This window comes from Marinimicrobium hydrolyticum (assembly GCF_030848505.1).
Classification (GTDB): domain Bacteria; phylum Pseudomonadota; class Gammaproteobacteria; order Pseudomonadales; family Cellvibrionaceae; genus JAVDDU01.
The window spans coordinates 127,635-150,280 of the sequence record NZ_JAVDDU010000008.1 but is presented as its reverse complement, the minus strand read 5'-3'; the positions used below and the strand labels follow the sequence as shown (position 1 = coordinate 150,280).

Below are 22,646 nucleotides of genomic sequence, written 5' to 3'. Positions count from 1 at the left end.
CCCCGCCGCGGGTTCAGGTGACTCGCACATCCATGTGCTCGGCCCTGCGGGCCAGCTTCGCTGTCAAACTTTGCTCCAGGCAAAGTTTTCCCGCTCCGGCCACCACTTCTCAGTTATTTGCGAACACGTTTTCAGCCTTGTAGATGGCTGGATCCGTGACTTGAACCCGCCGCGGGTTCAGGTGACTCGCACATCCATGTGCTCGGCCCTGCGGGCCAGCTTCGCTGTCAAACTTTGCTCCCGGCAAAGTTTTCCCGCTCCGGCCTCCATTTCTCAGTCTCTAGCGAACGAGCTAAATACCCTGTAGCGACGCTTTAAACCCGCTCTGGAATGCTTCGATCCAAAGCGCCAATATCTAGGAAGGGTGAGGCATCGATGTCTTTTGCATCCATCATTTCGGCAATGCGCTGGAGTGAGGCGATGATCATGCTCTGTTCCCACTCGTCCAAGCTGCGGAACTTACGCACGAAGTTGTCCTGAAGTGCCGTAGGCGCGCTGGAAAGAATCTTGCGGCCGTGGTGGGTGAGGCAGGGGTAGACTTTGCGCTTATCGGTTTCCGAGCGCACGCGCTCGATCAATTCCCGCTTCTGCAAGCGGTCCAAAATCGTAGTTACAGTGGCTTGGCTCAGGCTCATCTCTCGGGCTAGCTCGCTGATGGTCATATCGCCCTTATTGGCGACAATCTGCATCAATAGCAACTGTGGGCCCGTGACACTGGCGGTCTTAACCAGGCGTTTGGAGTGCAGGTCTGTGGCGCGAATAACACGGCGCAGGGCCACCAGGACTTCCTCGATCTTATCTGACGTACTCATAAGCTTAAATGTATTCCGATTGTGTGCAGCCTTCGATTCCAGGGTTGAGGCTTCTGCATACTCTGCCATTGCTCCTCCGGGCCAACTGGACGAATAGATATGCTTAGTGTACTATAGATAAAAGTTTAGTTCTCTATGTAATTTTTCCCGGCCGTTTTGGGGTGTTGGAGACTAAAGAGCGCGTTTTAAGCTGATTTAGACGGCATTGCGACCAAAATCAACATTTATGACGCATTATTAATGCTTAGAGATGTATAGAGAAGTGGGCAAAAACGTCATGGAAAATACTGCGCCAGATGATGGCCTGATTTTTAGAAAACCATCAGCTGAAGATGGTTACCCCCTGAACCAGCTGGTTGCCGCCAGTCCTCCCCTCGACCCGAACTCCATTTACTGCAACTTACTGCAGTGTTCGCACTTTGCGGATACAGCTGTGGCGGTAGTGGATGGCGATGAGCTGGTGGGCTTTGTCTCCGGCTACCTTTTGCCCAACAAGCCGGACACGCTGTTCGTATGGCAGGTGGTGATCTCCGAGCGGGCACGGGGTAAAGGGTTGGCCAAGCGGATGCTGAAGCATTTGTTGGCGCGCCCGGAGTGCCAGGACGTGCGCTACCTGGAGACTACCATTACGCCGGATAACGAGGCTTCCTGGGCGCTGTTTCGCAGCCTGGCCAGGGATCTTGATACCGAATTGAAAAGCCAAGTCCATTTTGAAAAGCAGGCCCATTTTGGGGGCGTGCACGATGATGAACACCTATTGATTTTAGGCAGTTTTAATCCGACTTCCCTGACTCCTACCGAGTCTTAACCTCGAACCCAAAATGCTAAGAGGCTCAAGATGAATACTATATTCAGTGAAATGGAATCCGTTGTGCAATCCTATGCGCGTTCATTCCCGGTGGTTTTCAACCGGGCGAGCGGCAGCTACCTGTACGATGAGGATGGCAATGCGTACCTGGACTTTCTCGCCGGCGCTGGATCCTTGAACTATGGCCACAATAACCCGCTGCTGAAGCGGGCCCTGCTCGATTACATTGAAAGCGACGGTATTACCCACGGTTTGGATATGCACTCCAGCGCCAAAGCGCGTTTTCTGGAAGTATTTCGCGAGCAGATTTTAAAGCCGCGTGATATGGACTACCGCATGCAGTTTACGGGCCCTACCGGGACCAATGCCGTGGAAGCCGCGATGAAGCTTGCCCGTAAAGTCACCGGCCGCACGAACATTATTTCCTTTACTAACGGTTTTCACGGTTGTTCTTTGGGTGCTGTGGCGGCGACCGGTAATCAGCACCACCGCGGCGGTGCTGGCGTTGAGCTGAACAACGTAACACGCATGCCTTTTTGCGGTTACCACGGGCGCGACACCGATACACTGAAAATGATGGACAAGCTGCTGAGCGATCCTTCCAGTGGCATTGATATGCCAGCGGCCGTGATTCTTGAAGCGGTGCAAGGGGAGGGCGGTCTGAACGTTGCCGCCAACGATTGGCTAAAAGGTTTGGAAAAACTCTGCCGCAAACACAAAATCCTGATGATTCTAGATGACATTCAGGCGGGCTGCGGACGCACCGGTACCTTCTTTAGTTTTGAAGCCAGCGGTATCAAGCCCGATATTATTACCCTTTCCAAATCCTTGGGTGGTTACGGCCTGCCGTTGGCAGTTGTGCTGATGAGCCCAGAACTGGACCAGTGGTTGCCCGGCGAGCACAACGGTACTTTCCGCGGAAACAATCACGCGTTTGTAACCGCCGCTGCGGCTGTGGAAAACTACTGGAGCGATGATGGCTTTTCCCGTGAAATCCAGCAAAAGGCTGAGCTGGTCACCAAGCGCTTCAAGAAAATTGCCGAGCAGGAGGGTATGACCGAGCTGCGTCTTAAAGGCCGCGGTTTGATGCAGGGCCTCGAATGCCGCAATGGCGATGTTGCCAGCGCCATCACCGCCGAAGCCTTTAAGCGTGGTTTGGTGATCGAAACTGCCGGTAACCATAGCCAGGTGGTCAAGTGCTTCTGCCCCCTGACCATCAGTGAGGAAGAGTTGAACAAGGGCCTCGACATCCTTGCGCAGAGTGTTGCGCAAGTATTTAAAGAGAACAAGATGAGCCGCGTGTCTTAAGACCGTGCGTGCTTCACCTGAAATGGCGGCTCATGCTTCATGGGCTGCCATTTTTATTCCCTACAACGTTAGTAATTTTGTCAGGAGTACATTATGAAAGTCAGACGCGTACAGGACGCCGATGCGGCCGGTCGAAGAATTAAATCCGAAGGTTGGGACAGCGTTCGTTTGTTGTTGAAAAACGACAATATGGGCTTTTCGTTTCACATCACTACCATTTACAGAGATGCTAATCTCCACCTTCATTATCAAAATCACCTGGAATCCGTGTACTGCATGAGCGGTCGCGGTGAAGTGGAAACCGTTGAAGATGGCAAGGTATATCCGATTGAGCCTGGCACCATTTACATTCTGGATAAGAACGACAAGCACATTTTGCGTGCCTTTGAAGAAATGAAAATGGCGTGTGTTTTCAATCCGCCGCTGCACGGCAAAGAAGTCCACAATGCCGAAGGCGCGTATCCGCTGGATGCGGAAGAAGTGAAAGACTGACGCCTATTATTCATTGAACCTGTACCAGCTTTAAGCGTCATACAATTTTTCGGGAAAAGAGGGGATTATGCCACACACCGTAGAGAAAATCGGCGGCACTTCGATGAGCGAGTACGAGGCCGTACGCGACAACGTAATACTCAGAAACGGCAGCGGTGAGGATACCTACAACCGCGTGTTCGTGGTCTCCGCCTATGGTGGCTTGACCGACCTTCTGCTGGAAAACAAGAAGAACGGGCAGCCTGGCGTCTATGGTCTTTTCTCTAGCACCAACAACGATGACCCATGGTTGGAAGCGTTCGATAAGCTGCGCGCAAAAATCAACGAAATCAACGGCGAGTTGTTTGGCAAAAGCAAGCTGCGCAAAGAAGCCGATGAGTTCATTAAAGAACGTCTGGATGATGCGGAACGCTGTTTGGCGGATCTTCAACGCCTGTGCCAACACGGGCACTTCGAGCTGGATGCGCACCTGTTTACCGTGCGCGAGATGCTCGCCAGCATTGGCGAATCCCACAGCGCCTGGAATATGAGCAAGCTGCTGCAGCGCGACGGCGTCAATGCCCGTTTTGTGGATCTTTCGGGTTGGCGGGCAGAAAGCGCTGAACCGCTGGATGATGTGATACGCAACAGCTTCGCTGGGTTGGATCTAACTAAAGAGCTCCCGATTGTGACTGGCTATGCTCACTGTAAAGAAGGGCTTATGGGCAGTTTTGATCGCGGCTACAGCGAGATGACTTTCAGCCGTATTGCTGTGATCACAGGTGCTGAAGAGGCCATTATTCATAAGGAATTCCATTTAAGCAGCGCAGACCCACGTTTGGTGGGCGCGGATAATGCGGTGCCCATTGGTCGCACCAACTACGATGTGGCCGACCAGCTGGCCAACCTCGGCATGGAGGCTATACACCCGCGCGCCGCTAAAGGGTTGCGCCAGGCTGATATTCCTCTGCGCATTAAAAACACCTTCGATCCGGATCACCAGGGTACGCTGATTACTGGCGACTATGTGAGTGACAAGCCCTGCGTCGAAATTATTGCCGGTCGTAAGCGACTGTACTCCATCGAACTGTTTGACCAGGACATGATGGGCGATATTGAGCGCTACGATTCCGGCATCTTGCATGCGATTTCACGCTTCAAGGCTCATGTGGTGAGTAAAGACATCAACGCCAACACCATCACTCACTATGTGGCGGGTAACCTGAAGACTATCAACCGGATTCGCAAAATACTGGAGGAGCAGTACCCGGACGCGGAAGTCAATGTGCGTAAAATCGCGGTGGTGTCTGCCATTGGTAGTGACATGAAAGTACCGGGCATGCTGACCAAAACTGTGTCCGCGCTTTCCTCGGCGAACATCAGTGTGCTTGCCGTGCATCAATCCATTCGTCAGGTGGATATGCAGTTCGTCATCGATGAAGACGATTACGACCTGGCTATCAAGAGCTTGCATCGGTGCCTGGTTGAGGTCCACGATCATGGGGAAGCCATATGCGCGGCGTAATCGCGCTGTTGCTATGGACCTTTACATGCTTGAGTTGGGCTCAGGCGGAGTCGGAAAACGGCTCCGCCGCTCCAGATCCCGAAACGCATCAGCGTGCAGAGCAGCGGGTGGAAGAGATTCAAGAACCGCTGTATAGCCCGTTCATTGAGCGCTATATTCTGGATGAGCTGAAACACCTGAGAGTTGATCTTGCCAATCAGCGCGCCGAGATTATCCAGCAGGTGGTAGACCGCGAGCTTTCTTCCGTGGATCGCGGTGTCGCCTACGCCACCAATACCGTCACCTATTTTTTCTACCTGATCGCGGCTGTGAGTTCAGTGCTGGTTCTCTTGGGCTGGAATTCGTTGCGCGATATCAAGGAAAAAATGGGCCTGGTGGCGGATGAAGAGGTGAACAAGCTCATCAACGCCTATGAAGTACGCCTGCGCAGCATCGAGAAACAGCTTACGCAAAAAACTCAGCGTATTGATGCCAATCGAGAAGAGATTGAGCGCACGCAAGAAATTCACGCGCTCTGGTTGCGCGCGGGCCTTGAGCATTCCGCGACCAACAAGATTGCCATTTACGATCAGATATTGACCATTAAACCGGAAGACTGCGAGGCGCTGACCTACAAAGCGGATGTGGTTCTGGAGCAGGGCGAACCTCAATGGTCCATTAACCTGTGTCAGCAGGCGTTATCCATTGATTCTGATAACGCGCATGCGTTCTATCAGTTGGCCTGTGCGCACACGGCTTTGCATCACTACGATGACGCGGTACACTTCCTCAAAGAGGCGATTGCGCGTGCGGAAAGCTACCGAGAGGAGCTTCTGTACGATCCCGCCCTGGAGCCCCTTCGGGATCTCCCCGCCGTGAAAGACTTGTTGGGAGGGCACGTGTCGCCCGACGAAAACGTTTAATGAACGGCCTGGACGAATAGCCGCATAGAATAATGGAGCGGAACCCGTGTCGACTTAACCGTCAGCCGGTCTCCCTACAATAACAACCAGGAAAGGAAATCCCGCGTTTTGAGACACGCTGTTATTAGATTCCTGACTGCTGCTCGTCGGCTTCCTGCCTCCGAGGGTCTCAAACCGCTGGGCATCCCTTCCTTCTGCCTCGACAGTAAGGAGTAACCGATGTTCGAGCGTCTTGCCCGCCTGGTCAAGCTCAGTGCCATCCCGCAAATATTCTTCATTGCCGTCGCCATAGTGGTGCTGTTTGTCGGCTTCGCGATCCCTTTCAATGATGAGTTCGCTCGTTTCTTCGACGTCTTGGGTTCGTTTACCTTCACCCGCTTGGGCTGGTTCTACATTCTTGCGGTCAGCGGCTTGTTGCTGTTTCTAATTTGGGTGGCGCTGAGTTCGTACGGAACCATTCGCTTGGGACCGGACGAAGAAGGACCCGAATACGACACTCTGACGTGGTTTTGCATGCTGTTTGCGGCTGGCATTGGTACCATTTTGATGTTCTGGGGCGTCGCTGAGCCCATGTCTCACTTTGCCAATCCGCCCTTGGCGGACGTCGAAGGCGGAACCGTTGAAGCGGCCCGGCTGGCCATGAACATTTCCCTGTATCACTACGGATTGCACACCTGGACCATCTTTACCTTGCCGGCCCTGGCTATTGGTTATTTTACTTATCGCCAGGGGCTGCCCATGCGCATCAGCAGCGTATTTTATTCCGTGCTGGGAGATCGCGTCTACGGCCCCTGGGGTTGGACCATCGATATCATCGCGCTGCTGGGCACCTTGTTTGGGGTTGCAGTGTCGGTGGGGTTGGGTACTTTGCAGATCAACAGCGGCTTGAACTATTTATTGGGCGTGCCCATTGGCAGCGTTTCACAGACTCTGATCATTGCTGTGATTATTCTGGTTGCTACCATTTCCGTGGCGCTGGGTCTTGATAAAGGCATCAAGCGTTTATCGGAATTCAATATCTCTCTGGCCTTGGTAATTTTGCTCTTTATTGCCGTGGCCGGGCCGACGTTGTTTATTATCTCCGGTGCCATTCAGAACCTTGGCATGTATATGCAGAATCTTCCCTGGATGATGTTCTGGACCGAAGCTTATTCCCAGGGTGAGTGGCAGCGCCACTGGACGGTGTTCTACTTTGCCTGGACCATTTCCTGGGCGCCCTATGTGGGTATTTTCATCGCGCGCATCTCTAAAGGTCGTACCATCCGACAATTCGTCGGTGGCGCCCTTGGAGCGCCACTGTTGTTTACCGTGGTTTGGTTTTCAGTGTTTGGTCTGGCGGCCATTGACCTGGAACTGAATCAAGGCGTGGATATTTCCGGGCAGGTGCAGGAAGACGTGGCGGTAGCGTTGTTTTCCTTCCTGGGCAACTTCCCCTTTGCCACCGTAGTGTCCGTGTTGGCGCTGGTCGTCATTGTGGTATTTCTGACAACCTCAGCGGACTCGGCGGCGTTGGTGGTGGATTTATTGTCCCGCAAGGACAGCCAGCCTTCTTTGACTCGCCAGCGAGTGTTCTGGACGCTGCTGTTGGGCTTGGTGGCGGGCACGCTGCTGTTGGGCGGTGGTTTGCCGGCGTTGCAAAATGTGATTACCTCGCTGGGTTTCCCGTTCTGTGTCCTGTTGGTGTTTATGGCAGTGTCGCTCACGCGCGCCCTTCATGCTGATAAACTGGGCTATTCCATGAAGGAGTTGGCGGCCGGTGAGGCGCCACCTCTGGATCCCATGGGGGCGTTGCCGCATGAGCGGAAGCAGGGCAGCGATCAGCCGCAGGAGAATGACGATGAGCCACCACAAAAGTTATAGGTTTCAAGAGCCCGGCGACGAGTCGGTTCTTAAGCTGGAAACTCGACCTATACCCGAGCCCCAGGCCGGAGAGGTTCGCGTACGGCATACGGCCATCGGCGTGAACTTTATTGATATCTATCACCGGACCGGTCTCTACCCATTGCCCCTGCCTAGCGGTTTGGGCTTAGAGGCGGCTGGGGTAGTGGATGCGGTAGGTGAGGGCGTGACAAGCTGTCTCCCGGGCGATCGTGTGGCGTATTGCGGTGGCCCACCCGGTGCCTACGGTGAAACCCATGTGGTCGCGGCTGATAAGCTACTGGCGCTCCCGGATGCTGTGAGCGACGAACAAGCTGCGGCAGCGCTACTGAAAGGGCTGACGGCGGCCTACCTGCTGTTTGAAACCTTCGCTGTGCGCGCTGGGCAAACCATTCTCTGGCATGCCGCGGCCGGTGGAGTTGGGTCTATTGCTTGTCAATGGGCCAAGGCTCTGGGTGTGCGGGTAATCGGCACTGCCGGCTCGGATGAGAAGCTGGAATTGGCTCGTCAAAACGGCTGTGCGGAAGTTATCGACTATCGCCAGGGGAATATAGCTGAGCGAGTCCGGGCACTGACGTCCGGGCAGGGTGTGCCCGTGGTGTACGATTCCGTGGGTCGCGCCACCTTTGAAGCTTCCCTGGATTGTCTCTCACCTCGGGGCTTGATGGTCAGTTTCGGGAACGCCTCCGGTGCCGTGCCCGATTTTAGCCCCTTGCTGCTTGCGCAAAAGGGCTCCTTGTTTCTTACCCGGCCGACCCTGGGACATTACACAAGTACCCGTGAGGAGCTCGAGTCTCTGGCGTCACGCTTGTTCGATGCCATTGGTGCCGGTGATATCCGGGTACCGGTGAATCAGCGTTACTCACTGGATCAGGCAGCTCAAGCGCATAGAGATCTGGCGCAGCGCAAGACCACCGGATCCAGCATACTCATTCCCTAGAGCGCTTTTTCGCGGCTTTTCTTCGGCTGACGGCACCCGGTTTATGGTGTATAACTGCGACTGTCGTGTGCCATTGCTTTCGGTATTTTATGTCAAGTTTAGGTAACAAGCTGGTCATCGCCATTTCCTCCCGAGCCCTCTTTAATCTGGATGAGAGTCACCAGGTTTACGTTAACGAGGGCCTGGAAGCTTACGCACGCTACCAGATCGAGCGTGAAGACGAGCCTCTTAAGCCTGGCGATGCGTTTCCAATGGTGAAGAAGCTCCTGCGCTTGAACGAACGCCTGCCGGAAGATTCCCACGTGGAAGTGATTTTGTTGTCCCGTAACAGCGCCGATACCGGCCTGCGCGTGTTCAACTCCATTGAGCATTACGGTTTGGATATTACCAGGGCAGCATTTTGCAGCGGCAGCAGCCCTTATCGCTACACCTCAGCCTTTGGTTGCCATTTGTTTTTGTCTACTGATGGTGAGGACGTTCGCCAGGCCCTGAATCAGGGAATCGCGGCGGCCACGCTGCTGGCGTCCAAGAACAAGACTGAGCACGAAGATGAATTGCGCTTTGCTTTTGATGGTGATGCGGTATTGTTTTCCGACGAAGCCGAGCAGGTATTCAAGAGTCAGGGCTTAAGTGCTTTTGCAGCCAGTGAGCGCGCAGCCGCAAAAAAACCGCTCAGCGGTGGTCCATTCAAAGCCTTCCTCGCCGCGCTGCAGCGCTTGCAGAGTCAGCTGTCGGAGACCGAATGCCCCATACGCACAGCCTTGGTCACGGCTCGCTCTGCGCCGGCTCACGAACGCGTAATTCGCACCTTGCGTGCCTGGAATGTGCGTATTGACGAATCCCTGTTCCTGGGCGGCCTTTCCAAGGGCGCCTTTCTCAAAGCTTATGGTGCCGACGTATTTTTCGACGATCAGCGGCAACACTGTGATTCCGCCAGCGAGCATGTGGCGACCGGGCACGTTCCCCATGGTGTCGCCAACAACCCGGCTTAAATGCCGTAGGATGGAAGATGCGACGCATGACCGGGATTCGGGTGGATCTGCTGGGACTTCACTCGCCTTTTTGAGATCCTGCTCTTGCACTAGCAAAACTGTCAATATAGTCTAAAGTTATAGAAACTCGTAGGGTACTGCTGTATTTGAGGCCGGACCGGAAACTGTCCCAACCGCATTTGACTCTTGACGCTGTGATCAATGATCGACTTGATCAGACGATCGACGTTATTTGAAGAATAATTGCATCCAGATTCGGGCCATCTTGGAGGGCTTATGAAGCTGCAACAACTTCGTTATATTTGGGAAGTGGCCCATCACGACTTAAACGTGTCCGCCACCGCCCAAAGTCTTTACACCTCTCAGCCGGGTATCAGCAAGCAAATCCGACTCCTGGAGGACGAGTTAGGCGTAGAGATATTCTCCCGCAGCGGTAAGCACCTCACCCGCATTACCCCCGCCGGCGAAGCAATTCTTAAAACCTCTGGCGAGATTCTGCGCAAGGTCGAAAGCATTAAACAGGTGGCGCAGGAGTTCAGTAACGAACGTAAGGGCAGTCTCTCTCTAGCCACTACCCACACCCAAGCACGCTACGCCTTGCCACCGGTTATAGAGCAGTTTATCCGGCAGTACCCGGACGTGTCCCTGCACATGCATCAGGGCACGCCTATGCAGATTTCAGAGATGGCCGCCGATGGCACTGTGGATTTTGCCATTGCCACCGAAGCCATGGAGCTGTTTAGCGACTTGATCATGCTCCCATGCTACCGCTGGAACCGCTGCATTGTGGTGCCCCAGGGGCATCCCTTAACGCAGCTTTCGGAGCTGACTTTGGAGGATGTCGCCCAGCACCCCATCGTAACCTATGTGTTCGGCTTTACCGGCCGCTCAAAGTTGGACGAAGCCTTTATTAACCGTGGCTTGGCGCCACGAGTGGTGTTTACCGCCGCGGATGCGGACGTCATTAAAACCTACGTGCGCCTCGGCCTGGGCATCGGCATCATTGCCAAAATGGCCCATGATGAAAAGCTGGATTCCGACCTGGTGGCACTGGATGCCAGCCATTTGTTTGAAAGTAGCGTGACCAAAATTGGCTTCCGCCGTGGCACCTTCCTGCGCGGTTTTATGTTCGAGTTTATAGAGCGCTTTGCCCCACACTTGACCCGCGACCTGGTGAATGAAGCCTTTAATCGCCATTCCCGCGCTGATCTGGACGAACTCTTCTCCGACATCGACCTGCCTTCCCATTAAACCCCGCACGCCAAACTCAGTAATCTACTAAAAACCGGGCTATGCCCGGTTTTTTATTGTCAAAGCAAGGCGTTAGAGTCGTTATCTCCTGTAACTTCGCAGATTTTATATTGTACAAAACCTCTTGCGCTGTATAACCTTTTGCGGTAAAACTTATACAGAACACTTACATTTGTACAAGGGTGATTCCGTGTCGACGACTTCCGCAAAAATACCCGTTGGTGTGAGCCAGTGCCTGCTGGGCGAACCGGTCCGTTACGATGGTGGACACAAGCACGACCGCTATCTGACGGAGGTGCTTAGCCAATATTTTCACTATCGGCCGGTTTGCCCAGAAGTGGCTGTTGGTCTGGGAATTCCTCGCAAACCCATTCGCCTGGTGGCGACCGACCGGGGTACACGGGTTAGAGGTATTGCTGAGGCCTCTCTGGATGTTACCGAAGCTCTGGAAGCCGAAGCGGAGCGCACGGTCAGTGCCATGCCGGAGCTCAGTGGCTACATCTTTATGCAAAACTCGCCCAGTTGCGGCGTATTTCGTATGAAGCGCTATTCCGAAGACGGCATGCCTGTGGACAGTGCGGGGCAGGGCGCCTACGCGCGGCGGTTAATAGAACGCATGCCATTGCTACCCATCGAAGAAGCCGGGCGACTTAATGACGCGGCTTTGCGGGAAAACTTTATCACGCGAGTCTTTGCGTATCACGACTGGCAACAGTGCCTGGAAAAGAACCCATCACCCGCCGCATTGGTTGATTTTTATTCCCGCTACAAATACCAGGTCATGGCCCATCACCCGGCCAGCTACCAAGCCATTGGCCGGTTGCTTGCCGACGTGGGTAAGCGTGATGCCGAGCAGGTGAACCGTGAATTCATTGCACTGTTTATGGCTGCGCTGCAGCACAAAGCGACTAGGCGTGGGAATACCAACGCCATTATGCATTTGCGAGGCTATTTGAAAGGGTTGCTGAATGCCGATGAGCAGCAGGAACTCTCCGGTTTAATAGAGCAGTACCGGGGTGGAAAGGTACCGCTGGTGGTACCCTTGACGCTGCTGAAACACTACTTGCGCAAAGTGGATAACCCCTATCTTCAAAAGCAAACCTTTTGGTGTCCGCATCCCGAAAATCTTGGGCTGCGTAACGTGTGTACGGACTGAAGAGTGGGCACACTATGAATGTAGAATTGGATCAAGGCGATCATAGTGCGGTACCGATTCGCGAGGTGGCGCGCCAAACCGGCATCAACCCTGTCACCCTGCGCGCTTGGGAGCGTCGCTATGGATTATTGAAGCCCTTGCGCACCGCCAAAGGCCACCGACTCTACCGGCCGGAAGATATCCAGCGGGTACAAGAGATTCAACGCTGGTTGAGCCGAGGGTTGGCGGTCAGCCAGGTGAAAGGATTGCTTGAAAACGGTGAAGAATCCGGTGGCGTCATTCAAGAAGGGCTCTGGAGCACGTTTATCAAGCCGCTTATGAAGGCTGTGGATACCCTCAACCAAGCGCGCTTTGATCAGCTGCTGGAGGAGGTTACGGCTCTGTATCCAGTGGGGTTGATTGTGGATCGCCTGTTAGCGCCATTGCAAGAGCATTTAGCGGCCAGTACGCGTTATGGTGCGGAAACCAGGGCGGCGTTTTTTGAAGCCGGTGTCCACGCGCATTTTTCTTCAGCCATTTATCGACAGAGAAAGAACACCCAGGGCCCCAAAATACTAGTGGTTCAGCTTCCTGGAAGTGGCAATTCCGTGCTACCTAGGGTGTTAACTTATGAGCTGATGACCAAGAGCTATCGCGCCAATTTTTTTGGGGCCTTGGCAGAAACCGAGTGGGTTTTTGCTTTAGAGCAAACAAAAAGCCGAGCTATGATAATTTATGCCGATGAAGCCCGAGACAGTGCAGGCCTGGCTCGGCTCCGTTCATTCTGGGAGCGACGAGCGAACATGCCGGTGTTCTTGGCTGGGCGAATGACAGCGCTTTTCAAAGCCGATGTTGGCCCAAGCAAAAATCGGCTGTTGGGTGAATCCCATAGTGAGATACAGGCAAACGTAAACCAGTTGGACCGGGCGCTTTCCAGCCAAGGAGGCGTAGTGTGAGTCCAAAGGAGCTACAAAGCGCGAACACGCTGGTTTGGTTTCGCAACAATTTGCGAGTAACTGATAACCCGGCACTTTATGCAGCAGCTCAGGAACCGGGACAGACACTGGCGGTTTACGTGTTGTGCGAGGAATACATCGGTCGCCACCAAACGGCACCCGCACGCGTAGATTTTATTCGCCGCAATCTGGAAGTGCTAGAAAAGGATTTGGCAAAGCTAAATATTTCTCTTGTACTCATGCGTGTTCTCAAGGCCGAGGAAATACCCCAAGCGTTGCGGGAACTCGCGAAACGGAATTCCTGCAGCCAGTTTTTCTTTAACGGCGAATACCCCGTTGATGAACTGGCTCGTGATCGGGCAGTTGTGGAGGCCATGCGCGCGGAGGATATTAGCTGTCGGCGCTACCATGATCGGGTGATACTGCCACCTGGGACCGTTTGCAATCAAAAAGGTGAAGCCTACAAAGTCTTCTCAGCTTTTCGCAGACGTTGGTGGGAGCGGGTGATCAGCTCGTCACTAGAGCCATTGGGTGCGCCATCCGCACAAGCGGCGTCAAAAATTTCCGGTACTTCAGAGACAAGCCTGAACAACTTATTCGAGGGTTTGGAGCAACGTGATTTAAGTAGTCACTGGCCCGCCGGCGAGGCGGAGGCCCATCGGCGCTTGAAAGTGTTTCTTACCGATCATGTGGAGCACTATCATCAGGAGCGGGATTTTCCAGCACATCCGGGGACTTCTCAGCTGTCTCCCTATCTGGCCGTGGGTGCCATTTCTGCGCGCCAATGTTTGCACGCGGTGCTAAAAACGCAAGGGGAAAGCGAGGGTGCCCGTACTTGGATGAGCGAGCTAATATGGCGCGACTTCTATCAACACGTTGTGGTGAGTTTTCCTCAAGTGTGTAAGCACCGAGCCATGCAAACTTATACGGAAGCGTTTCCCTGGCGTTACGATGAGGATAAACTGCAAGCCTGGCAGCGAGGAGAAACCGGAATCCCGATTATTGACGCCGCCATGCGTCAACTGTTGGAAACAGGGTGGATGCACAATCGCTTGCGCATGGTTGCCGCCATGTTCTTCAGCAAAAATTTGCAACTGGATTGGCGTGTGGGCGAAGCTTGGTTTATGTCTCAGCTGATTGATGGAGACTTTGCTGCAAACAACGGCGGTTGGCAGTGGTGTGCCTCTACCGGTACGGATGCGGTACCTTACTTTCGGGTCTTTAATCCTGTTGCACAGTCCAAACGTTATGATCCGACTGGTAAGTTTATTCGCACTTATGTCCCAGAGCTACGGCATCTGTCTGATCGGCAAATTCACGAACCCCCACCCACCAAAGGTTATCCCGCGCCAATCGTGGATCTTAAATCGAGCCGTGCCGAAACTATTGAAATATTCCGGACCCTACCGCGCTCAACGATTCCTACTCAGCAATAATTAGTTGCCAGAGAATTTCCTTCTGCGCTCTACTATCCGAAATAGAACAACGGATTCGTTGCTTCGTAAGAAAGCTCTAGGGTCGCGCAGGGTGAGTGTTCAGCAAACGTCGTAAACCTCAGTCCCTACGCGCTCCCGGCGCTTCGGGACACTCCTCACGTCCTTGGGAGTCGTCCATGGGGACTGCCTCACTGGAGCGCCGGCCGAAAGGTCTCTCTTTTGACGCTTGCTAAACACTCACCTCGCACGCACCCAGTAGCTCAAGCTATGACATTCTTAATTGGCGGTTGGGGTAGGGTTTGGCGATTTACCTCCGGGACACGCCGTAAATACGTCCCTGTAGGCTCGGCACCGACATCCATGTCGGTGACGGTCCCGGAGGTAACTCCCCAAACCCTTTGCGGACCGACTGGTGCCACTAAGCTTTTGTCGGATTTGCTAGAAGTTCACTCCGCATTGTTTAGATTGCGAACTCTCTTATCTCCTGGATTTACCAATCTTGGCACAGCGGAGAGTGGGGTAGGTGCTTCCGGACTGTCGCAGACAGGAAGTCTGCGTCAAGCCCCCAGGGATGGGTTCACGGCGTGTCCGGTAGTACCTACCCCGCTCGCAGCACTCGATCAAAGCACCGTTAATTTCCCGCCCTCGAAAAAATATCCGGGTTAAACGTCAAGAATCTGGAACCTTACCTCGCAACTGATAAGCGAAGGCAATGATATAGGCCACCGCGATGTACAATGTCTCGGGAATTTCATCGCCGAGCTCCAGCGTGACCAACAAGTCCACCAGGGCACTGTTGTCGCATAGCGGTACACCCTCGGCTTCGGCAATGGCGACGATTTCGCGCGCGATTTCACCGGTGCCTTTGGCGCTCACATAGGGTGTTTGGCTACCGTCGTAAAACAGTGCCACCGCTTTGTTGATCTCTTCCTCGGTAAAACTGTTGTCGGTCATGTTTTTACATCCACGAGCGAATAGTGAAGGTTGCGGAGTTTCGTGGGTGGTGCGCCGTGAACGCACTCCAGGTGCGTCACAGCTATGCCTTTGTCTTCCAGTTGTTGCGTTAAGTTACCGACCTTGGCTTTGACCTCCCGGAGGGTGTCCGCCTGCTCCGCCCAGAGCTTTGCGGTTACATCGTCGCCGGTCAGGGTCAGCTGAGCGTAAAAATTTCCCGCCTCGGGGAGCGGGAACGACAGCAGAACCTGCCAGCGTTTGGTTTTCTGCGCACTTTGCTCGCTATCATCTTCATCCTTGTGTCGCCACAGCCAATCTTCCTCGATGTGCAGCTGTACGGCGTGATGTTCCTGGCCATAGCGAACGGGAATCTCCAGGGTCCAGGTTTGAGGCGTCTGTGGGGCCTCTGCGCGCGCTTGCTGTTGGCTCACAGCCTGCAACTGCTGAAACTGCACGCGGGCCAGACTGTTGAGCGTCTGTTGATGCAGTAGTACCAACAATTGGGTGCGCAATGTTCGGCTGCTCAGCTCTGCCACCGGTCGTCGGGCCAATTGAGCTAAAAACTGAGGTAACTCCAGCGGGGTAGTTGGCAGCAGCGATAGCGCTGGGCCGGTTAATGGCTTGGCTGTGGTTGTTGTGCTGGTGGCGGTTGTTCCCGGCTGACCCAGTTCCGTATTGATTCGCTGTAGCGTGTGCAGCAGTGCGCCTTTCACGTCACCGGTACGCAGCCGTGAGCCTTCCTGAGCATCGAGTCGGCCAGTTTGACCCGTAGCTTTTGGCTGCAGTAGCGTCTGTGCCAGCTTCCGCTCGAAAAATACACCACTGTCTTTCATCGCAGTGTGTAGGGTGCTGGGCTGTGCCAATTGGGCTGGTGAGCGCAGTTGCTGGGCCACGGAGTGAAGGGCCTGCTGCAAACTTGGGGACAGCAGTGCTTGCCGGTGGGGAAGGGGCAGTGCCTGAATTTGCGGCAGAACCTCAAGTAGGGCGGGGCGCTCTTGGGCTGGCAGTACAGCGCGCAAAGCCTGGGCTAGCAAACTCTGAAGTTGCGAGTTGGAAGTCGTGTTTGGACGGTCCGCCAGTAAAACCAGCCGGTTCGCGTCCGTTAGGCGCACATTCACGGCCTGGCCCGGCTCTACCGGCCGATCTGTGTATGTGACGAGTGACCGTCCGTTGACCAGCAGTTTGACCAGTTTCAGCAAAGGTGAGTTAAGCAGCTGTTTTTGTTCCAGCAATTGCGCCAGTTGCTGATCCCGCTGGGTACTGGCCGGTACGCGCGCAAGCTTAACCAGTGCGTCCAGGGTGCTATTGAGCAGCGGCTGGCGCTGTTCCTGGCTGAGCGGCGCGACCTTTTGTACCAATGCACTCTCGGTTTTACCAACGCCAATAGATAGCAGTTGAACCAAGGTATTGATTCGCTCGGCGCGGGCCTCTTGTAGGCCTTGAAGCAGCGGATTGATTACGCTTGGTACTTTCATGGCGTGGCTTAGTGGTCCAGTCATAAAGTGAATTCATTCGCTATACCCCCATTGGGGGATGAAAATACCTACCCAAGCCCGCTATAATCCGCTCTGTTTGTCGAGCGGTTCCAGTCCGTCGCCCAGGATGGCAGTTGTTTTGGGTCATCGCACTTCAGTTTATCGGCCGCAGCCAGTGAAATCTGAGCCCCGGTCGATGTTCTCTACCACAGCGAGTATCAGGTATCTTGACTAAACCGCTACTGGAATTGCGTCAATTGAGCTGCGAGCGGGACGAGCGCCCCTTGTTCAGCGATTTGAATCTCAGTTGTGGGCCTGGAGAAGCGGTGCAAATTCTTGGCCCCAATGGCTCTGGCAAGACCACCTTGCTGCGTACCCTTGCCGGACTCTGCCGGGAGTACCGCGGCCAGATTCTGTGGTGCGGTGAGCCGGTAAGCCGCGTCGGCTGGGACTACCGCCACAATATTCTGTTTATCGGGCATAGGCCCGGTATCAAAACCGCATTGACGCCTCGCGAAAACCTAGCTTGGTACTCCGCCCTGACTGATCACGCCTCCCGAGATGCAATTGACACTGCGCTGGGCAGAGCGGGCTTACCCGGTTATGAGGATATTCCCTGCGCGCAACTTTCCGCCGGACAGCTCAGGCGTGTGGCTTTGGCCCGCTTGCACTTGTCCCGCGCGCGGGTGTGGATTCTGGATGAACCCTTCACCGCCATCGACAAAAGCGGCGTTGCCGAGTTGGAAGCTCTTATGGCGAGCCACACCAGCAATGGCGGACTGGTAATGCTCAGTTCGCATCAAGAATTAGCGCTGCCCGGGCTGCGACGTGTTGATCTGATGGACTATCCAGCTAAGTGGCTGGAGCCAGAGGAGCTTCACAATGCCTGATGCTCTGGCAGCACAGACGCCGCGCCCGGTGTTTGCGGCGTTTTTAGCGACGCTGCGTCGGGACTTGCTATTGGCGGTGCGCCTGCCCGGGGATATGGCCAATCCGCTGGTGTTTTACCTGATTGCCATCACGTTGATTCCATTGAGCCTTGGGCCAGAGCGGGAAGTGTTGGCGCCACTGGCACCGGGTGTGCTCTGGGTCATGGCGCTTTTGGCAACTTTGTTGTCTTTGGACGGTCTGTTTCGCAGCGACTTTGACGATGGCTCCCTGGAACAACTTCTGATCAGCCCCCAACTGCTGTATTTCAGCGTCTTGGCGAAAGTGCTGGCACACTGGCTGGTGACCGGCCTGCCGGTCACGCTGTTGGCGCCAGTGCTGGGGATGATGTTGGCGCTGCCGTCTGAAGGTTACTGGGCGCTGTGCCTGTCATTGCTGCTCGGGACCGCGTGTATGAGTTTAGTGGGTGCCATGGGCGCGGCGCTGACCGTGTCTTTGCGGCGTGGCGGGCTCTTGTTGTCATTGATTGTTATGCCCTTGTACATCCCAATACTGATTTTTGGTGCCGATGTGGTGCAAAATGCCGTTCTTGGCGACCCCATCAGGTTCCAGTTGGCGGTTCTGGGTGCCTTTGTGACTTTGGCGGTAGCGCTGGCACCGCTGGCCGTTGCTGGCGCGTTGCGAATATCCGTAGACGCCACCTGATTGAAGAGGAGAGTAAGTACACGTGAGTAACTGGCAATGGTTTCATCGCCTGGGTTCACCTCGCTGGTTTTACTACAAAACCGAGGGTTGGGTGCCGTGGTTGGCGGCTGTAAGTGGTATTTTGCTGGTGCTCGGCACCGTGTGGGGCCTGGCATTTGCGCCACCGGACTATCAGCAGGGCAATAGCTATCGGATTATATACCTGCATGTCCCGGCTGCCTTTCTGGCGCTGATTGGCTACTACGTGATGGCTGTAGCCGGCGCTGTAGGTATGATCTGGCGCATGAAGATGGCGTTCGTGGTGATGAAGTCAGCCGCGCCCATCGGCGCCGCGCTCACCTTTCTGTCGCTGGTCACGGGCGCCATTTGGGGCAAACCTACCTGGGGCACTTGGTGGGAGTGGGATGCCCGCATTACCTCCATGTTGATTCTGCTCTTTCTCTATTTAGGCATTATGGCGCTGCAAGCTGCCTTTCAAAGCCGTGATGCTGCTGACAAAGCCAGTGCCCTTCTGGCGCTGATCGGAACGGTGAACATTCCGATTATTTACAAGTCAGTAGACTGGTGGCACACCTTGCATCAACCGGCGACTTTGAAGCTCACGTCGGCTCCCACCATTCATTCGTCCATGCTTTATCCGCTGTTGACAATGATTCTGGCGTTTTACATTTTTTACGCCCTGGTGTTGATTTTGTACACCCGCGCCGAAATTTTACGACGTGAGGGGCGCACCCAGTGGGTCATTGACCTGGTAAAAGAGGAGGCGAAAAAGCCGTGAGCTTTCAGTTTGATTCCCTGCAGGATTTTATTCAGATGAGCGGCCATGGGCCTTTCGTCTGGGCGTGCTATGGCATCACCTTTGCGGTTTTGGTCTATCTGGTATTTAGCCCATTGGTGCGGCGGCGACGCCTAATTCGCCAGCATCAGGCTTGGCTTAAACAAATGGATAGGGTGCGCGAAGTCGCACGCCAAGCCTGATATACTGCGCCAGATCCGGGCGTGCGTTTATTTCAGCGTCCCGGTCGGTCTTTGTTGCCGTATCTGTTGCATCGTCCACCGATTTTTTTAGCTAGTTGGGTCGTTTTATGCATCCCGTCCGTCGTCAGCGTTTGTTCTTCATTCTCTTCATTGTTTTTTTCTCCAGTGTCGCCGTAGGGCTTATGGCCTTCGCATTGCGGGATAACATCAATCTCTTTTATCCACCGTCCATGATCGTGGCGGGGGAGGTACCCTTAGATCGACGCATTCGCGCCGGCGGCTGTGTGCGCCCGGGCAGTGTGTCTCGGGATCGGGAGACGCTCGAGACTACATTCCTGCTCACCGACGGCATTGTGGACTTTCGAGTGCACTATACGGGCATACTGCCGGATCTATTCGCCGAAGGCGAAGCGGCAGTGGTCAACGGCGAGCTGCGCGCTGATGGGGGCTTTTACGCCACTCAGGTACTCGCCAAGCACGATGAAAAATATATGCCTCCAGAGGTAGCCGAGACCATGGCGGCGGTAAGCGACGGTCACGACGAGAGCTGTGAGGTGGTTCAGTATGGTTCCTGAGATAGGTCATTTTGCGCTGGTAGTGGCGCTGGTTTTTAGTTTTGCACTCATGTGTCTGCCGTTACTCGGTGCGCAGGTCAACAACCAGATGTTGATGGCCACAGGGCGATCACTGAGCGCCGGTTTCTTTGTGTTTGTGACGGTGTCCTTCGCGTGTTTGGTTTACGCCTTTGTGGCGGACGACTTTTCAGTTTCTTACGTAGCCGGTCACTCGAACACGCTGTTGCCCGTTTACTACAAGGTCAGCGCGGTTTGGGGCGGTCACGAAGGTTCTTTGCTGCTCTGGGTCATGATGCTCGCGGGCTGGACCCTGGCCATCGCCTTGCTCAGCGGCGCCTTGCCGCGCGACCTCCAGGCCCGGGTTCTGGCGGTGATGGGGTTTATCTCGGTGGGCTTCCTGCTGTTTATCCTGCTCACGTCCAATCCCTTTGATCGCTTGCTACCCATGGCTCCGCAAGAGGGTGGAGATCTTAACCCGCTGTTGCAGGATATCGGCCTGATTTTGCACCCGCCCATTCTGTACATGGGGTATGTAGGCTTCAGTGCCACTTTTGCTTTTGCTATTGCCGCTTTGCTAACTGGCCGTTTGGATAGCGCCTGGGCGCGCTGGTGTCGCCCTTGGGCCAATCTGGCCTGGGGCTTTCTTACGGTTGGGATTGCGCTGGGCAGTTGGTGGGCCTATTACGAGCTCGGCTGGGGCGGCTGGTGGTTCTGGGATCCAGTAGAAAATGCCTCCTTCCTGCCGTGGTTGGTGGGTACCGCGCTGATTCACTCACTGGCGGTGACCGAAAAACGCGGCGCGTTTAAAAGTTGGACGCTGCTGCTGGCCATCTTCACCTTCTCCCTGTGTCTGCTGGGTACCTTCCTGGTGCGTTCCGGGGTGCTGACGTCCGTGCACGCGTTTGCCAATGATCCGGAGCGGGGCGTGTTTATTCTCATGTTCTTGCTGGTTGTGGTCGGCGGCTCACTGACCCTCTACGCTCTGCGCGCCCCGGTGGTCAAAAACCACCCAGGCTTCAGTTGGTTGTCCCGGGAAACTCTGCTGCTGGGCAACAACATTTTGCTGATGGTGATTATGGCTACCGTGTTGGTGGGTACCCTGTACCCACTGATTGCTGACGCCCTCGGCTGGGGTAAGGTGTCCGTGGGGCCACCGTACTTCAACATGTTCTTTATTCCTTTGATGGGTGTGCTGTGCCTGCTAATGGCATTGGGGCCCTCGTCCAACTGGAAGAAAACCAACCCCATGCAGCTGGTCAAGGTGTTGTGGCGGCCTTGGGTCATCAGCATGGTGATCGGTCTGCTGTTCCCGATTTTTTACGCGGAAGGGTACAGTTGGCTGGCCGCGTTGTCGGTCTTCGTGGGTAGCTGGATTTTCACCAGCCTGGCCGCGGACATGCTGCACCGCATGCGCAACGCCAAAAATTGGCGCGAGGGTCTACGCAAACTGAGTCTCAGTTATCACGGCATGATCGTGGCTCATGCCGGTATTGGTGTGACTCTGATCGGCGTGTGCCTGAACAGTATCTATGCGGATTTGCGAGATGTGGGTATGCACCCGGGGGTTGCCGTTCAAGCCGGCAACTACGAGTTCACCATGGACAGCGTGTACACGGTGCAGGGGCCCAATTATATTGCCGAGGAAGCCTTGGTGGTGGTCACTAAAGACGGCGAGTTCCTGCGCGAAATGCGTCCGCAGAAGCGTCGCTATTTGGCCGGCGGCAAGGTCATGACTCAGGTGGCGTTGGCGCCCGGCCTGCTGCGCGATCTTTATCTGGCCATGGGCGAACCTCTGGATGACGAAGGCGCCTGGGCTATGCGGGTGCATCTCAAGCCGTTTGTGCGCTGGATTTGGTTGGGCGCGCTAATGATGGCGATAGGTGCGGCTATGGCGGTAGCGGATAAGCGCTATCGCAAGCGAAAAACATCGAAGGCCCAGGGGCCGAGTTCGGGAACCAATCAAGCATGAATCGATTGAAGCTCTTTTTACCTCTGGCGGTATTTGGGGTGCTGGCCGTGCTGTTTTGGCGCGGCCTCAGTTTGGACCCGCATGCCATGCCTTCGGCCCGACTTGAGCAGCCGGTGCCGGCTTTTGAGCTGCGCACCATTCGGGACGAAGAGGGCAGAATCACCCCGGAAGTGTTCCTGGAGCACGACTATAGTCTGCTTAACATTTGGGCCACTTGGTGTGCTGCCTGTCGAGTAGAGCACCCGTTTTTTGTCGAACTGGTGGAGCGCGAAGGCGTACCTATTTACGGCATTAACTACAAAGATGACGTAGCAGCAGCGGCGCGTTGGCTGGAAGAGTTGCACGACCCTTATGTTCTGAGTGTGGTGGACCAGGACGGCCGCTTGGGGCTGGATCTGGGCGTGTTTGGCGCCCCGGAAACGTACCTAATCGATGGCCGGGGGATTATTCGGCATCGCCATGTGGGTGTGGTTAATTGGGAAATCTGGGAGCGGGATTTTCGGCCTTTGATTGAGAGGATCAAAGAGGGAGGCTAGGGGAGGGCGTTGTACTTCGTAAGGAGCCTTCGGGCCGTGCAGGGTAAGTGTTCAGCAAACGTCGTGAACCCAGTCCCTACGCGCTCCCGGCGCTTCGGGACACTCCTCGCTTCCTTGTGAGTGGTCGATCGAAAAGAATGCCGTAGTCTGAC

22 protein-coding genes are annotated in these 22,646 nt (G+C 54.9%); 19 read left to right on the top strand and 3 right to left on the bottom strand.

What is annotated here, in order from left to right; all coding sequences use genetic code 11:
• Window positions 1-314 precede the first annotated feature (314 nt).
• Complete coding sequence (locus RBH33_RS14205; RefSeq protein ID WP_306732873.1) at window positions 315-812, bottom strand: MarR family winged helix-turn-helix transcriptional regulator; 498 nt, start codon at window positions 810-812, stop codon at window positions 315-317.
• Window positions 813-1,089: 277 nt separating this feature from the next.
• On the opposite strand from RBH33_RS14205, the gene ectA reads away from it, so the two are divergent.
• From ectA to phrB, 12 genes are all read left to right on the top strand, one after another.
• Window positions 1,090-1,620 carry a diaminobutyrate acetyltransferase gene (gene ectA, locus RBH33_RS14200; RefSeq protein ID WP_306732872.1) on the top strand — a complete coding sequence of 177 codons (531 nt, stop codon included), beginning with the start codon at window positions 1,090-1,092 and terminating at the stop codon, window positions 1,618-1,620.
• A 30-nt stretch (window positions 1,621-1,650) separates the two neighbouring features.
• Window positions 1,651-2,928: a diaminobutyrate--2-oxoglutarate transaminase gene (ectB, locus tag RBH33_RS14195; RefSeq protein ID WP_306732871.1), complete on the top strand. Its 1,278-nt coding sequence runs from the start codon at window positions 1,651-1,653 to the stop codon at window positions 2,926-2,928.
• Between the two features lie 93 nt (window positions 2,929-3,021).
• A complete protein-coding gene (locus RBH33_RS14190) occupies window positions 3,022-3,420 on the top strand; it encodes an ectoine synthase (RefSeq protein WP_306732870.1) in 399 nt (132 codons plus the stop codon).
• A gap of 67 nt (window positions 3,421-3,487) precedes the next feature.
• Window positions 3,488-4,924, top strand: coding sequence for an aspartate kinase (locus RBH33_RS14185; protein WP_306732869.1), 1,437 nt, complete (start codon window positions 3,488-3,490; stop codon window positions 4,922-4,924).
• Entirely contained in the window at window positions 4,912-5,826 is a 915-nt protein-coding gene (locus tag RBH33_RS14180; RefSeq protein WP_306732868.1) for a TPR end-of-group domain-containing protein, read from the top strand. Before RBH33_RS14185 ends, RBH33_RS14180 begins: the two co-directional genes overlap by 13 nt.
• 219 nt (window positions 5,827-6,045) lie before the next feature.
• On the top strand, window positions 6,046-7,686 hold the full coding sequence (locus RBH33_RS14175; RefSeq protein WP_306732867.1) for a BCCT family transporter: 1,641 nt from the start codon (window positions 6,046-6,048) through the stop codon (window positions 7,684-7,686).
• A complete protein-coding gene (locus RBH33_RS14170) occupies window positions 7,664-8,644 on the top strand; it encodes a quinone oxidoreductase family protein (protein WP_306732866.1) in 981 nt (326 codons plus the stop codon). Before RBH33_RS14175 ends, RBH33_RS14170 begins: the two co-directional genes overlap by 23 nt.
• Window positions 8,645-8,733: 89 nt before the next feature.
• Window positions 8,734-9,636 carry a 5'-nucleotidase gene (locus tag RBH33_RS14165; protein WP_306732865.1) on the top strand — a complete coding sequence of 301 codons (903 nt, stop codon included), beginning with the start codon at window positions 8,734-8,736 and terminating at the stop codon, window positions 9,634-9,636.
• 276 nt (window positions 9,637-9,912) lie between these two features.
• Complete coding sequence (cysB, locus tag RBH33_RS14160; protein ID WP_306732864.1) at window positions 9,913-10,887, top strand: HTH-type transcriptional regulator CysB; 975 nt, start codon at window positions 9,913-9,915, stop codon at window positions 10,885-10,887.
• A gap of 190 nt (window positions 10,888-11,077) precedes the next feature.
• Window positions 11,078-12,043 (top strand): YbgA family protein, encoded by a 966-nt coding sequence (locus RBH33_RS14155; RefSeq protein WP_306732863.1) that lies wholly within the window; start codon window positions 11,078-11,080, stop codon window positions 12,041-12,043.
• 14 nt (window positions 12,044-12,057) lie between these two features.
• Window positions 12,058-12,978, top strand: coding sequence for a MerR family transcriptional regulator (locus RBH33_RS14150; RefSeq protein ID WP_306732862.1), 921 nt, complete (start codon window positions 12,058-12,060; stop codon window positions 12,976-12,978).
• Window positions 12,975-14,414 (top strand): deoxyribodipyrimidine photo-lyase, encoded by a 1,440-nt coding sequence (gene phrB / locus RBH33_RS14145; protein ID WP_306732861.1) that lies wholly within the window; start codon window positions 12,975-12,977, stop codon window positions 14,412-14,414. Before RBH33_RS14150 ends, phrB begins: the two co-directional genes overlap by 4 nt.
• Before the next feature lie 669 nt (window positions 14,415-15,083).
• Here the strand turns inward: phrB and RBH33_RS14140 are convergent.
• Both RBH33_RS14140 and fliK read right to left on the bottom strand, forming a co-directional pair.
• Window positions 15,084-15,368 carry an EscU/YscU/HrcU family type III secretion system export apparatus switch protein gene (locus RBH33_RS14140; protein ID WP_306732860.1) on the bottom strand — a complete coding sequence of 95 codons (285 nt, stop codon included), beginning with the start codon at window positions 15,366-15,368 and terminating at the stop codon, window positions 15,084-15,086.
• Window positions 15,365-16,843, bottom strand: coding sequence for a flagellar hook-length control protein FliK (gene fliK / locus RBH33_RS14135; protein ID WP_306732859.1), 1,479 nt, complete (start codon window positions 16,841-16,843; stop codon window positions 15,365-15,367). The genes RBH33_RS14140 and fliK overlap by 4 nt, the downstream gene beginning before the upstream one ends.
• Window positions 16,844-17,070: 227 nt before the next feature.
• Here fliK and ccmA point away from each other — a divergent pair, with 227 nt between their 5' ends.
• The 7 genes from ccmA (at window position 17,071) to RBH33_RS14100 (ending at window position 22,494) form a co-directional block, all read left to right on the top strand.
• Window positions 17,071-17,733: a cytochrome c biogenesis heme-transporting ATPase CcmA gene (gene ccmA, locus RBH33_RS14130; RefSeq protein WP_306732858.1), complete on the top strand. Its 663-nt coding sequence runs from the start codon at window positions 17,071-17,073 to the stop codon at window positions 17,731-17,733.
• Window positions 17,726-18,436: a heme exporter protein CcmB gene (ccmB, locus tag RBH33_RS14125; protein ID WP_306732857.1), complete on the top strand. Its 711-nt coding sequence runs from the start codon at window positions 17,726-17,728 to the stop codon at window positions 18,434-18,436. The genes ccmA and ccmB overlap by 8 nt, the downstream gene beginning before the upstream one ends.
• Before the next feature lie 22 nt (window positions 18,437-18,458).
• Window positions 18,459-19,214 (top strand): heme ABC transporter permease, encoded by a 756-nt coding sequence (locus RBH33_RS14120; protein WP_306732856.1) that lies wholly within the window; start codon window positions 18,459-18,461, stop codon window positions 19,212-19,214.
• Window positions 19,211-19,414 carry a heme exporter protein CcmD gene (ccmD, locus tag RBH33_RS14115; protein WP_306732855.1) on the top strand — a complete coding sequence of 68 codons (204 nt, stop codon included), beginning with the start codon at window positions 19,211-19,213 and terminating at the stop codon, window positions 19,412-19,414. The genes RBH33_RS14120 and ccmD overlap by 4 nt, the downstream gene beginning before the upstream one ends.
• A gap of 107 nt (window positions 19,415-19,521) precedes the next feature.
• Window positions 19,522-19,989, top strand: a complete 468-nt coding sequence (locus RBH33_RS14110) for a cytochrome c maturation protein CcmE (RefSeq protein ID WP_306732854.1) — start codon at window positions 19,522-19,524, stop codon at window positions 19,987-19,989.
• A complete protein-coding gene (locus RBH33_RS14105; protein ID WP_306732853.1) occupies window positions 19,979-21,958 on the top strand; it encodes a heme lyase CcmF/NrfE family subunit in 1,980 nt (659 codons plus the stop codon). The genes RBH33_RS14110 and RBH33_RS14105 overlap by 11 nt, the downstream gene beginning before the upstream one ends.
• Window positions 21,955-22,494 carry a DsbE family thiol:disulfide interchange protein gene (locus RBH33_RS14100; RefSeq protein ID WP_306732852.1) on the top strand — a complete coding sequence of 180 codons (540 nt, stop codon included), beginning with the start codon at window positions 21,955-21,957 and terminating at the stop codon, window positions 22,492-22,494. The genes RBH33_RS14105 and RBH33_RS14100 overlap by 4 nt, the downstream gene beginning before the upstream one ends.
• The last annotated feature ends 152 nt before the right edge of the window (window positions 22,495-22,646 follow it).